This is a genomic window from Mariniluteicoccus endophyticus (assembly GCF_054780035.1).
In genome coordinates, this window is the sequence record NZ_BAAGXC010000023.1 from 98,296 (window position 1) to 110,614 (window position 12,319).

General features: G+C 72.6%; 11 protein-coding genes. 10 read left to right on the top strand and 1 reads right to left on the bottom strand.

Going from position 1 to position 12,319, the window contains the following annotated elements; translation table 11 throughout:
• The first annotated feature begins 18 nt into the window (after positions 1 to 18).
• The 3 genes from ACYVGD_RS12330 to ACYVGD_RS12340 are packed head-to-tail and all read left to right on the top strand — an operon-like array spanning position 19 to position 2,766.
• A complete protein-coding gene (locus ACYVGD_RS12330) occupies positions 19 to 1,338 on the top strand; it encodes an MFS transporter (RefSeq protein ID WP_460743989.1) in 1,320 nt (439 codons plus the stop codon).
• 22 nt (positions 1,339 to 1,360) lie between these two features.
• A complete protein-coding gene (gene thiM / locus ACYVGD_RS12335) occupies positions 1,361 to 2,131 on the top strand; it encodes a hydroxyethylthiazole kinase (protein WP_460743991.1) in 771 nt (256 codons plus the stop codon).
• Positions 2,128 to 2,766, top strand: coding sequence for a thiamine phosphate synthase (locus ACYVGD_RS12340; protein ID WP_460743993.1), 639 nt, complete (start codon positions 2,128 to 2,130; stop codon positions 2,764 to 2,766). The genes thiM and ACYVGD_RS12340 overlap by 4 nt, the downstream gene beginning before the upstream one ends.
• Here ACYVGD_RS12340 and ACYVGD_RS12345 read toward each other — a convergent pair whose 3' ends face one another.
• The gene (locus tag ACYVGD_RS12345) at positions 2,767 to 3,903 is read right to left on the bottom strand and encodes a glycosyltransferase family 4 protein (protein ID WP_460743995.1); all 1,137 of its coding nucleotides are present in this window, start codon (positions 3,901 to 3,903) and stop codon (positions 2,767 to 2,769) included.
• 390 nt (positions 3,904 to 4,293) lie between these two features.
• Here ACYVGD_RS12345 and ACYVGD_RS12350 point away from each other — a divergent pair, with 390 nt between their 5' ends.
• The 7 genes from ACYVGD_RS12350 (at position 4,294) to ACYVGD_RS12380 (ending at position 12,260) form a co-directional block, all read left to right on the top strand.
• A complete protein-coding gene (locus ACYVGD_RS12350; RefSeq protein ID WP_460743997.1) occupies positions 4,294 to 6,555 on the top strand; it encodes a DEAD/DEAH box helicase in 2,262 nt (753 codons plus the stop codon).
• A 17-nt stretch (positions 6,556 to 6,572) separates the two neighbouring features.
• On the top strand, positions 6,573 to 7,550 hold the full coding sequence (gene tsaE, locus ACYVGD_RS12355; protein ID WP_460743999.1) for a tRNA (adenosine(37)-N6)-threonylcarbamoyltransferase complex ATPase subunit type 1 TsaE: 978 nt from the start codon (positions 6,573 to 6,575) through the stop codon (positions 7,548 to 7,550).
• Between the two features lie 16 nt (positions 7,551 to 7,566).
• Positions 7,567 to 8,229 carry a tRNA (adenosine(37)-N6)-threonylcarbamoyltransferase complex dimerization subunit type 1 TsaB gene (gene tsaB, locus ACYVGD_RS12360; protein ID WP_460744001.1) on the top strand — a complete coding sequence of 221 codons (663 nt, stop codon included), beginning with the start codon at positions 7,567 to 7,569 and terminating at the stop codon, positions 8,227 to 8,229.
• Complete coding sequence (locus ACYVGD_RS12365; protein ID WP_460744003.1) at positions 8,226 to 8,714, top strand: GNAT family N-acetyltransferase; 489 nt, start codon at positions 8,226 to 8,228, stop codon at positions 8,712 to 8,714. Before tsaB ends, ACYVGD_RS12365 begins: the two co-directional genes overlap by 4 nt.
• Complete coding sequence (gene tsaD / locus ACYVGD_RS12370; RefSeq protein ID WP_460744005.1) at positions 8,707 to 9,750, top strand: tRNA (adenosine(37)-N6)-threonylcarbamoyltransferase complex transferase subunit TsaD; 1,044 nt, start codon at positions 8,707 to 8,709, stop codon at positions 9,748 to 9,750. Before ACYVGD_RS12365 ends, tsaD begins: the two co-directional genes overlap by 8 nt.
• A 222-nt stretch (positions 9,751 to 9,972) precedes the next feature.
• Positions 9,973 to 11,235 carry a class I SAM-dependent methyltransferase gene (locus tag ACYVGD_RS12375; protein WP_460744007.1) on the top strand — a complete coding sequence of 421 codons (1,263 nt, stop codon included), beginning with the start codon at positions 9,973 to 9,975 and terminating at the stop codon, positions 11,233 to 11,235.
• A complete protein-coding gene (locus tag ACYVGD_RS12380) occupies positions 11,235 to 12,260 on the top strand; it encodes a zinc-binding dehydrogenase (protein ID WP_460744009.1) in 1,026 nt (341 codons plus the stop codon). The genes ACYVGD_RS12375 and ACYVGD_RS12380 overlap by 1 nt, the downstream gene beginning before the upstream one ends.
• The last annotated feature ends 59 nt before the right edge of the window (positions 12,261 to 12,319 follow it).

Here is a 12,319-nt window from a genome sequence, read left to right on the forward strand (position 1 = left end):
TCGGAGATCGAAGAACAGGTGGGTGAGAGGCTCGGGCGAGCGCTGCCCGAGGAGGGACGGGCCGCGCTCCGCGGTGGCGTGGTCGGCAATTTCGTCGACCAGCTCCACATCTTCCTCCCGCTGCTGGCGCTCGCGCCGGCGCTGAAGACGGTGGCGGGTGGGCACGCCACCGCGATGACCGGGGCTCTGGTCGTCATGGCGATGCTGCTCGGGCGTCCCGTCGGCGGCATCGTGTTCGGCCGGTTCGCCGACCACCTCGGGCGTACAAGGACCACCACCATGGCCATCGCCGGCACCGCCGCCTGCACGCTCGGCATCGCCGCCGTGCCCACGCACGAGGTGATCGGGCCGGCCGCGATCGTGATCGTGCTGCTGCTGCGTTTCCTGGGCGGGATCTTCATCGCCGGGGAATACTCGGCGGCCATCCCTCTGGCGATGGAGTGGTCGCGGCCCCGGCGCCGCGGCCTGTTCTCGGGCCTGATCATGGCGATGGCTCCGTGGGCGCAGGCGACGATTGCGTTCGCCAGCGCGGCGCTGCTCAACGGTCTCGGCCCCACCGCGTACGCGGCGTGGGGCTGGCGCCTGTGTTTCGTCGCGGGTGGCTGCGCGTCGCTGGCGATGCTCGTCTACTACCGCACCCACGTCGCCGACGCGCCGCTGCCGCTGGCGGCGCCGAAGGGGGATAGGCCCCGGCTGGTCGACCTGCTGGCCGGGCCGTACGCCAGCGCGTTCTGGCAGATGTTCGGCCTGATGACCGGCCTGTGGTTCCTCACCAACATGACGGTCATGGTCCTGACCGCGCGCCTCGGCAGCGATGCCGGCCTGTCCCCGGCGACGGTCTCGACCGTCATCGGGGCGGCTGCGATCGGGCAGGCGGTCGTGATGTCGCTGACCGGTCACCTGTCGACGGCGACGGGGCGCCGCCGGTTCTTCGTGGGCTGGGGCCTGCTCGCCGCCGTCGCCGGACCGGTGCTGTGGTGGCTGGCAACTGCCCGCATCCTGCCGGTGTGGCTGGTCGCTGCGGCCGCGATCGGGACGCAGGTCGTCACGGTGACCGCCTACGGACCCATCGGGGCGTACCTGTCGGAGCGTTTCCCGGCGGCGATCCGCTCGACGGGCTACGGGACCGCGTACAGCCTGTCGATCGTCGTGCCCGCGCTCTACCCGTACTACCTGCCTGCGCTCGAGGCGGTCGCCGGGCGCACGGGGGCAGTCCTCGCGTTGATCGTGCTGGGCGGCCTGCTGGTGGCCGCGTGCGGGGCGATGGGCCCCGCGCTGCGACCGGCCGAGCTCGACCACGACGTCGAGACCATCGCCGAGGCGGTCGGGCGTGCCTGAGCCGATCGGGCACGATGGTGCGGTGGATGATGTTCTGGGAGCCGTACGCGATCGCCGCCCGCTGGTGCACTGCCTGACGGCGGCGGTCTCGATGAACTTCGTCGCCGACGCCCTGCTCGCGGCCGGGGCCCGACCGATGATGACCGAGACGCTCGAGGAGGCGCCCGTCGTCGTCGGCGCCGCGCAGGCGCTGCTGGTGAACCTCGGCACGCTCAGCACCGACGGCATGACCGGCATCCCGGCGACGGTCCGCGCGGCGCGCGAGCGCGGCCTGCCGTGGGTCCTGGACCCCGCTGCCGTCGGCCTGCCGCCGGTGCGCACGGCGATGGCGCGTGAGCTGCTGGCGTCGGGTCCGAGCGTCGTGCGCGGGAACGCGTCGGAGATCCTGGTCCTCGCCGACGACGGCCGCGGTGGCAGCGGGCCAGACGCCACGGACTCCGTGGAGGCCGCCGAGGCCGGGGCGCGATGCCTGGCCGAGCGGCATGGCTGCGTGGTCGCGGTATCGGGACCGACCGACCTCGTGGTCGCCCCAGGGCGCCCCACGGCCACGCTCATCGGTGGTGAGCCCATGCTCACCCGGGTCACGGGCACAGGCTGCGCCCTCGGTGCGCTCGTGGCGGCGTGCTGCGCTGTGGCCGAGCCGGAGGTAGCGGCGCGTACCGCCTCGGCATGGATGAGCCGGGCAGCCGAGCGGGCCGCGGCACGGGCCTCAGGACCGGGGTCGTTCAAGATCGAGCTGCTGGACGCGCTGGCGGGCCTGCAGGACCTGACCGACGACGTGGGGGAGCGATGAGCCTGGACCTGCGGTGCTACGTGATCACGTCCGGGACGGGGCGTACGACCGTCGAGAAGGCGGCCGCCGCGGCGGCTGCGGGTGCGGGGGTGGTCCAGGTCCGCGCGAAGGATGTGGGCGTACGCGACCTCATGGCGCTGTGCGGGCAGGTCCGCGATGCCGTCCGCACAGCTAACCCCGCCACGCGCGTCGTCGTCGACGACCGGGCCGACGTGGCGTACGCGGTGGGCCTCGACGGCGTCCATCTGGGCCAGGACGACCTGCCCGTCGCCGACGCCCGCCGCATGCTGGGTCCGGACGCGACCATCGGGCTCACCACCGGCACGCTGGCGCTCGCCGAGGCGGCACGCGAGGTGGGGGACCTGATCGACTACGTCGGCGCGGGACCGTTCCGGCCGACGCCGACGAAGGACTCGGGGCGGCCGCCGCTGGGGCTGGCGGGCTATCCGCCGATCGTGGCGGCCAGCCCGGTGCCGGTGGTGGCGATCGGTGACGTGCAGGTCGACGACGTCGCCGACCTCGCGGCGACCGGTGTCGCGGGCGTGGTGATGGTGCGTGCCGTCATGGGTGCCGACGACCCGGGCGAGGTGGTCACGCGGGCGATGGCCGAGTGGGAGCGCGCTCTGCGCAGCTGATCAGGCGACGCGGGATCGCTCGTTCGCGACGACCTCGATGGCCTCGACGTAGTAGTCGACCAGGCGCTCGCACATGAACGACCAGGTGCGGTGCTCGACGGCGTCGCGGGCCCGCAGCGAGAACTGATGGCGCTTGTAGTCGTCACCCAGCAGGTCGCGCACGTGGCCGCGCATCGACGCGAGGTCGCCCGGCGCGTACAGCCAGCCGGTGTGGGAGGAGTCGATGAGGTCGATGGGGCCGCCGCGAGCCGGCGCGATGGCAGGCACGCCGGAGGCGAGGGCCTCCTGGATCGACTGGCAGAACGTCTCCATCTCGCCGGGGTGGACGAAGACGTCCATCGACGCGAGCGCGCGGGGGAGGTCGTCGCCGGTGAGCTGGCCGAGGAACGTCGCGTGGGGCAGGAAGGCCTCCAGCTCGTGGCGTCGCGGCCCGTCACCCACCACGACCGTGCGTGTGCCGGGCAGGTCGGCGAGGGCCTGGAGGTCTTCGACGCGCTTCTCGAAGGCGAGGCGGCCGACGTAGCCGATGAGCTTCTCGCCGTTGGGGGCGAGCTCGGCGCGCAGCGATTCGTCGCGTTTGGCAGGGTCGAAGCGGACCGAGTCGACGCCGCGGCCCCACAGGCCGACGCGCTGCACGCCGACGGAGACGAGCTGCTGGCGGGCGAAGGTCGAGGGCGCGAGCGTCATCGTCGCGAGCTGGTGGACGTTGCGCACCCACTTCCACAGCAGCGGCTCGGCTTGGGGGAAGCCGTACGCCTTGGCGTACGTCGGGATCTCGGTCTGGTAGATCGCGACCGTCGGGATGTTCATCGACCGTGCGGCCTGGAGGGCGCGCTCACCGATGGAGAACGGGGCGGCGACGTGGACGATGTCGGGGCGGAAGTCGGCGAACGTGCGCTCGAAGCGCCACTGTGGCTGGGTGCCCACCCGCACCTGTGCATAGCCGGGGAGGGCCAGCGAGGGCACGCCCACGACGGGGAACCCCTCGTACTCGCGCGGCGCCTGGCCGGCATGAGAGGGGGCGATCACCAGCGCCTCGTGCCCCTCCGCCCGGAGGTGCTCGAGGACCCGCAGCACGGAGTGGGTGACTCCGTTGACCTGCGGCAGGAACGATTCGGTGACAATGGCAACCCGCACGCCTACAACGTACGCGCTGAGGTGACGCGAGCCCCAACCCATGGTGAACGTGTACGCGAACTCGAGGTGACGAGATGGCGACGAACCGGGCAGGCGGAGCCACGATTTCGGGAGGGCCGTGACCCAGTGGTAAGGTGTGTGAGTTGACCGCGCGGCTGACTGAGCAACTGGTGACTCCACACGGCTCAGGCAGTGCGATCCCGGCTGCAAGACCGCAGACCGGAACATGAGGCCAACCCGCCGAGGCGGGCGCCCGAGGTTCGTCTTCCGCCACCACCTTCTCTGACCCGCCGACGCGCGGTGTCCTCCGGGCTGGCCGCTGACGCACCTGACCAGCGGACCCCTGAGTCCAGAAGTGAGTGCACCATGTCCAAACGACCCACCACACCCATGCGAAGCAAGCTGAAGGCCGGCGGCAAGAAAAAGTCCGCCCCGAAGTCCTTCAAGGCCGACGGTACCCCCAAGAAGCGCTGGAGCCCGGCGGAGCGCGCCGAACGCGGCCACAGCCCGCGCCGCGGCGGCGGCCAGCCCCGCTCGTTCGGCCGACGGGACGACCGCTCGTCCAACGAGCGTTCCTTCGACCGTCGTGACGACCGCTCGTCCAACGAGCGTTCCTACGACCGTCGCGACGACCGCTCGTCCAACGAGCGTTCCTACGACCGTCGCGACGACCGCGGGGCCCGCAACACCGATCGTGGCGGCCGCAACTTCCCCAGCACTCGCGGCGACCGCGGTTTCAACCGTGACGACCGCGGTGACCGCGGTTTCCGGCGCGACGACCGCGCGAGCCGCGACGACCGTCGCGGCGGCCACAACCGGGACGAGCGGGGCTACAACCGGGACGACCGCGGCTACAACCGGGACGACCGCGGTTACAACCGGGACGATCGCCGTCAGAGGCGTGACTTCAAGCGCGACGACCGGTTCGAGGACCGTGGCGCAGGCAAGCCCTACGCGGCGCGTCCGGCCCACACGGCGCCCCGTCCCGACCGCGCCGGTGCGCGCCCCGAGCCCAAGGAGCTCCGCCGATCCTTCCGTGACGACGAGCGCGACCACAAGCGCGACGACCGTGGTTTCAACCGCGAGGACCGTGGTGCGAAGCGTGAGTTCAACCGTGACGATCGTGGTTTCAACCGTGACGACCGTGGTTTCAACCGTAACGACCGTGGCCCGAAGCGTGAGTTCAACCGCGACGACCGTGGCCCGAAGCGTGAGTTCAACCGCGACGACCGCCGCGACAACGACGCCAACGACGCCGACCAGATGAGCTGGGCCGAGGCAGAGGCCATCGAGGTGGACGAGTCGACCGTCTCCGACGACGCCGGTTTCGCCGAGCTCGGCTTGCCCAAGTCGCTGGTGGGTGCGCTCGACCAGCAGGGCATCACCTCGCCGTTCCCGATCCAGGCGGCGACGATCCCCGACGCGCTGACCGGTCGCGACGTGCTCGGCCGTGGCCAGACCGGCTCGGGCAAGACCCTGGGCTTCGGCCTCCCGCTGCTGGCCCGCCTGTCCGCGAACGGCCCGGGCCAGGGCGCCGGCCGCGCCCCGCGCGCCGTCATCCTCGTGCCGACCCGCGAGCTGGCCCTCCAGGTCGCCGACGTGGTCTCGCCGCTGGCCAAGGTGGTCGGCCTCTCAGTCACGTTGATCTGCGGTGGCATGGCCTTCGGCCCCCAGCTCAAGGCGTTCGACCGCGGCGTCGACGTCGTCGTCGCCACGCCCGGTCGCCTCATCGACCTGATGGAGCAGGGTGCTGCGAACCTCTCCGAGGTCGAGATCACCGTGCTCGACGAGGCCGACCACATGGCCGATCTGGGCTTCCTGCCCGCCGTCACCACGATCCTCGACGCGGTGCCGGCCGAGGGCCAGCGCCTGCTGTTTTCCGCCACGCTCGACCGCGGCATCGACCGGATCGTCAAGCAGTACCTGCACGACCCCGTCATCCATGAGGTCGACTCCGACCGCGCGTCGGTCGAGACGATGGAGCACCGCGTGCTCCACGTCCTGCCCCACGACAAGAACGCCATGACAGCCGCCATCGCCAACCGCGAGGGCCGCACCGTGGTGTTCGTGCGTACGCAACGCGGTGCCGACCGCATCGCCGGCCAGCTCCGCGACGCCGGTGTGATGGCCGGCGCGCTGCACGGCGGCCTGACCCAGGGTGCCCGCGCCCGCATCCTCAACGCGTTCAAGGAGGGCACCGTCCCCGTCCTCGTCGCCACCGACGTCGCCGCCCGCGGCATCCACGTCGACGAGGTCTCGCTGGTGCTCCAGGTCGACCCGCCCATGGGCCCGAAGGACTACCTGCACCGTGCCGGGCGTACCGCCCGCGCCGGCGGCACCGGCGTCGTCGCGTCCATTGTCCTGCCCCACCAGCGCCGCGAGATGCAGCGCCTGACCAAGCAGGCCGGTGTTGCCGCCGACCCGATCGAGATCCGTCCCAGCGATGACCGCCTGTTCGACCTCACCGGCGCGCGTACGCCGGAGGCCGAGGCGATCTCCGAGGCCGAGTACGCCGCGGTCATCGCCCCGCCGAAGCCCCAGCGCAAGGCCCGCCCGCAGGGTGGCCGCGGTGGGAAGTGGGAGGACCGCAAGGGTTACGGCAAGCGCGGTGGCGGCTTCAATCGTGGACAGGGCCGACGCCCCCGCGACTGATCGGGTGTGATGGACCGGTGAACGAACAACCGCACGACGACGAGGCCCTCCCCGTCGAGCCGAGCCTGCCCGTCGAGCTGAGCCTGGTCGAGGTCGCCGACGCCGAGGGCGCCGTGGAGGTCATCCACGCCGCCTTCGGCGCCCGCGCCCAGGTCGACCCGCCGCCGCCGGCGCTGTCGGAGACTCCCGAGTCGCTGGCGGCCGAGATCGCTCGCGGCTCCGGCGTGCTGGCGCGGGTCGACGGCCGGCCCGCCGGCGTGATCCTGCTCCAGCGCACCGACGAGCGGGGTGTGGTCACGCTCCAGCGCGTCTCGGTCCACCCGTCCTACCAGCGCCACGGCGTGGGCGCGGCCATGGTCGCCGCCGTCCAGCAGGTGGCCGCCGACGACGGCTTCGCCGTCGCCGAGTTGTTCGCCCGCAAGGAATTCCCCCAGGTCGTCGCGTGGTGGGAGCGTCAGGGCTACGTCCGCGTACGCGAGGTCGAGCACGGCTTCTGGCTGCGCCGCCCGCTGCCGGTCGTCGCCGACGCACCGACCCGCGAGGCCATGCACGACCTCGGCGAGCGCCTCGCCGGCGTGCTGCGCGCCGGTGACGTCGTCATCGCCTCCGGCGACCTGGGTGCGGGCAAGACCACCCTCACCCAGGGCATCGGGCGCGGTCTCGGCGTCGAGGGCCCGGTCATCTCGCCGACGTTCGTGCTGTCGCGCGTCCACCGCTCGCAGGGCGACGGTCCCGACCTGGTCCACGTCGACGCGTACCGTCTCGGCTCGACCGACGAACTGGAGGACATCGGACTCGCCGACACGCTCGACCGCTCCGTCACGCTGGTCGAGTGGGGCAACGGGCTGGCCGAGGGCCTGTCCGACAGTCATCTCGCCATCGACATCCGCCGCAGCGACGTCGAGGGCGACGAAGAGCGTCGGGTCTACCTCACAGGCACCGGACCGCGCTGGGACCGCGACATCCTCGCCGCGCTCGGCACCGACCCGTCATGATCACCAGGGAGCACGCATGAGCCTCGTCATCGGCATCGACACCTCCGCCGACGTACGCGTCGGCGTCGCCCGCGACGGCCAGGTAGTCGCGCGTCGCGAGGTCGCCGACACCCGTCAGCACGTCGAGGCGCTCGCTTCGCTGATCCACGACGCCGTCGCGGAGGCGGGCTCCCCCGACGACCTCTCGCTGGTGTGCGTCGGGCTGGGGCCAGGACCGTTCACCGGCCTGCGCGTCGGCATCGTCGCCGCTCAGGTGCTCGCGTCCGTACGCCACGTACCCCTGCACGGCGTCTGCTCGCTCGACGTGATGGCCCGCGCCCACGCCGACGGGTCCGGCGAGTTCGTCGTGGCCTCGGACGCGCGCCGCAAGGAGCTCTACTGGTCGCGCCACGACGCCGCCGGCGTACGCCTCGGCGACCCGCAGATCAGCCCGCCAACGGACCTTCCGGACCTGCCCGTGGTGGGCCCGGGCGTGGCCGCGTACGCTGACGTGCTCGGCGACCGCGCGACTGCCGGGCCCGGGTTCGTCGACGCGGGGCTGATGGCCGCGCTCGCGACCGACCTGCCATCGGTGGGCACCGAGCCGCTGTACCTGCGACGCCCCGACGCGGAGGTCTCCACCAAGCGCAAGTCCACCCTCGTGACGCCGCCGGTGCGCGTACGCCGGCCCCGGGCGTGACTCGCTCGGAGCGCGGTGCCCGCGACGTCAGGCGGGCGACGGTCGAGGACCTGCCGGCGATCGTCGGGCTGGAGCCTGACGGGTTCTCGCCAAAGGAGCGCTGGAGCGAGGCGGCGTGGCGCGGCGAGCTCGAGGCCGACAACCGTGTCGTGCTCGTCGCCGGTGATCCCGTCGCCGGGGTCATCACCGTGCAGCACGTCGGTGGTGTCGCCGACCTGAACCGCATCGTCGTGGCCACCGACAGCCGCGGCCGCGGGATCGGCCGGACGCTCGCCGAGACCGGCGTACGCGCCGCCCGCGACGTGGGGTGCGACGAGATGTTGCTCGAGGTGCGGCACGACAACGCGCCCGCCCTCGCCCTGTACACCGCGCTCGGGTTCGCCGAGATCGCGTGTCGGGCCGACTACTACGGTCCGGGTCTGGACGCGGTGATCCTGCGCCTCGACCTGGATCACGAAGACAGCGAAGGAGACGACGATGAGTGAACCCCTGATCCTCGGCATCGAGACCTCGTGCGACGAGACCGGGGTCGGCATCGTCCGTGGTCACGAGCTGCTGGCACACGAGGTCGCATCGTCGGTCGACGAGCACGTACGCTTCGGCGGCGTCGTCCCCGAGATCGCCTCGCGCGCCCACCTTCAGGCCATGGTGCCGACCCTCGAGCGTGCCGTCGCGGCCGCCGACGTCGACCTGTCCGAGCTCGACGGCATCGCCGTCACCGCCGGTCCCGGCCTGATGGGCGCGCTGGTCGTCGGCATCTCGGCGGCGAAGACCCTGGCGTACGCGACCGGCAAGCCGCTCTACGGCGTGAACCACCTCGCCGGCCACGTCGCGGTCGACCTGCTCGACCACGGCCCGCTGCCCACGCCCTCGATGGCACTGCTCGTCTCGGGCGGGCACACGTCGCTGCTGCGCGTCGACGACATCGCCACCTCCATCACCGAGGTCGGCTCGACGATCGACGACGCGGCGGGTGAGGCGTACGACAAGGTGGCGCGCGTGCTCGGACTGGCGTACCCGGGTGGTCCGGTGATCGACCGCGCCGCCGCCGACGGCGATCCGAACGCCATCCGCTTCCCGCGCGGCCTCACGGCGCGCCACGACCTCGAACGGCACCGCTTCGACTTCTCGTTCTCGGGGCTCAAGACCGCCGTCGCGCGCTGGGTCGAGACACGGGAGCGGGCCGGCGAGGAGATCCCCGTCGCCGACGTGTGCGCGTCCTTCCAGGAGGCGGTGTGTGACGTGCTCACCGCGAAGACGGTCGACGCGTGCCGCCATTTCGGCATCGACTCGCTGCTCATCGGCGGCGGCGTTGCCGCGAACTCGCGCCTGCGATCGCTGCTCGAGGAGCGCGCCGCCGAGCACGGCATCACGCTGCGCCGCCCGCGCCCGGGCCTGTGCACCGACAACGGCGCGATGATCGCTGCGCTCGGTGCGCAGGTCGTCCGTGCCGGCGGTCAGCCGTCGGGGCTGGGCTTCGGTGCCGACTCCGGGCTGCCGGTCTCGCGCATCCTCGTCTGACCGGACACAGCGGACGCACTGCTCGCGGTTGAGAAGCTCATCCTCGAGACCGACGCGGCGGTCCTCGTGCTCCACGAGCGCGTCATCCAGGGCGGCCAGAAGGATGTCGTCGACGCCGCGTACGACCCCCGCGAACGCTCGCGGTGGCCGCGTCCGTGGTCGACATGTCGGTCTTCGGGGTCCGGCGATCTGTGGTTGAGTGTGCGCAGAAGGAGGATGCCCATGGAGCCGGAGCTGGCGCGGACCCTGGTCTCGGCGACCGGTCGTGCAGTTCTGGAGATGGCGTCCCAGCAGGACGACCCGACCTCGATGGCGGCGGCGACGGCTCTGCGCAAGGACTTCCCGCCCGACCTGGCGGCCGCGGCGCTCTCGCAGACGCAGCTGCGGCGGAGGGCCACGGCGAAGTTCGGCAGCCTCGCGTCCTCGCTGTACTTCACCCCGGCGGGGCTCGAGCAGGCCACGCGCCCGGACGTCGCCCGCTGGCGGGCCGAGGCGCTCGCGGCCACGGGCGTGACGAAGGTCGTTGACCTGGGCTGCGGGATCGGCACTGACGCGATGGCCTTCGTGGCCGCGGGGCTGGAGGTGCGCGCCGTCGAGCTCGACGAGACCACCGCAGTCCTCGCCGCGGCCAACCTCGGGCGGCTCGTCGAGTGCGCCGACGCCGAGGAGGTCACGCTGGCCGACGACGAGGCCGCCTACTGCGACCCCGCCCGCCGCAGCGACCGCGGACGCCTGTGGCGCACGGAAGACTTCACCCCGGGCTGGGACTTCGTCCTCTCGCTCCTCGAGCGTGACGCCGGGGCCTGCATCAAGCTCGGTCCCGCACTGCCGCACCGCATGGTGCCCGCGGGCGTGGGCGCCCGCTGGGTCAGCCACCACGGCGATGTCGTCGAGGTCTCGCTGTGGGCGCGCGGGTTCAAGGGCATGGGTGCGGTCCTCCTCCCGGAGGGCGTCGAGATCGTCGCCCCCTCCGCGGCGCCCGGCGGCGGCACCGCCGGCGGCTGGGCCCGCTCCGAGCTGGTCGGCGGCACGCGCGCCGGCGACGTCGGTGGCCCCGCGCTGGTCGCCGACCGGCCCGGTGCCTACGTCTTCGAGCCCGACGGTGCGGTCATCCGCTGCGGCGCCGTCGACGCCCTCGCCGCCGAGTTCAACCTGGCCCGGCTCGCGCCCGACATCGCCTACTTGACCGGGGACCGGCCCGTCGATATCCCCTTCCTGACCCGGTTCTCGGTCCGCGAGGTCCTGCCCTACAAGGAGAGGGCGCTGCGCCGCTGGGTGACCGACGGCAAGGTGGGCACCCTGGAGATCAAGAAGCGTGGGATCGACGTCGACCCGGCAGCGCTCCGCAAGCGCCTGCGCCCCAAGGGGCCGGGCAGTGCCACGCTGATCCTGTCGCCAGGCCCCGCCGGGGCGTACGCCATCGTGGCCGACCGAGGGACGCCCACGGCTCCCGCTAGGCTCGGGGCGACACCGAGGAGTGAGTGATGGACCTTCCCGACACCATGCGCGCCAGCGTGCTCCACGACGTCCGCGAGCTGCGCGTCGACGAGCGCCCCGTGCCCGCTCCCGGCCCGCAAGAGGTGCTCGTCCGGGTCGCCTCGGTCGTGGTGAGCATGTCCGACGTGGCCTACTACAGCGCCGGACGCAACCGCGAGATGACGCTCGACGGCCCGCTGGTGCTGGGACGGGCCGCCTCCGGCACGGTCGCCGCCGTCGGAGACGGCGTCGACGAGGCCCGGGTGGGGGAGCGGGTCGCCCTGGAGCCCACCCTGTCGTGCCGGCGCTGCCAAAGCTGTCGCAGCGGCGACTACAACCTCTGCGAAGACCTGCGCCTGCTGGCGACCCCCTCGGTCGACGGGGCGCTCCGCGAATACATGACGCTGCCCGCCGAGCTGGCGCATCCCGTCGGCGACCTCGACCTGGACGCCGCCGCGATGATCGAGCCCATGTCCGTGGCGGTCGCGGCGCTCCGCAAGGCCGGCATCGGTGCGGGCTCGTCGCTGCTGATCACCGGGGCGGGCCCCATCGGCCTCATCACCGTTGCCGTCGCGAAGGCCATCGGCGCGACGCGCATCGTCGTCACCGACCTCCACGAGGGCCGGCTCGAGCACGCGGCGGCCCTCGGCGCCACCGCGGTCGTCAACACGTCCGACCCGTCAAACCAGATCCCCGAGCCCGCGTACGACGCCTTCATCGAGTGCTCCGGGTCGCCCGCCGCCATCCGCCGTGGCTTCCCGGCGGTGCGCCCGGCCGGCCGCGTCGTCCTGGTAGGCATGGGCCCCGAGTCGCTATCGGTGCCGGTACGCCTGCTCCACACCCGCGAGCTGGTCGTCACCGGCACCTATCGGTATGCCAATACGTTCCCCACCGCCATCGCGATGGCTCGCGCGGGGCTGGTCGACCTCTCGGGCTTCGTCACCCACCGCTTTGGGCTCGAGCGGGTCGCCGACGCCCTGGCCTCCACGCGCGACCACGCCACGTTGAAGGCCGTCATCCACCCCGGCGAGTAGGCCTCCCGACGACGAGGGGGCCGGGGACAGCGTCCCCGACCCCCTCGCTCAGGAGCCTC

Coding starts and splice junctions, on each gene's coding strand:
- ACYVGD_RS12340 (WP_460743993.1), top strand. CDS start 2,128: ATGAGCCTGGACCTGCGGTGCTACGTGATCACGTCCGGGACGGGGCGT.
- ACYVGD_RS12350 (WP_460743997.1), top strand. CDS start 4,294: ATGCGAAGCAAGCTGAAGGCCGGCGGCAAGAAAAAGTCCGCCCCGAAG.
- tsaB (WP_460744001.1), top strand. CDS start 7,567: ATGAGCCTCGTCATCGGCATCGACACCTCCGCCGACGTACGCGTCGGC.
- tsaD (WP_460744005.1), top strand. CDS start 8,707: ATGAGTGAACCCCTGATCCTCGGCATCGAGACCTCGTGCGACGAGACC.
- ACYVGD_RS12375 (WP_460744007.1), top strand. CDS start 9,973: ATGGAGCCGGAGCTGGCGCGGACCCTGGTCTCGGCGACCGGTCGTGCA.
- ACYVGD_RS12380 (WP_460744009.1), top strand. CDS start 11,235: ATGGACCTTCCCGACACCATGCGCGCCAGCGTGCTCCACGACGTCCGC.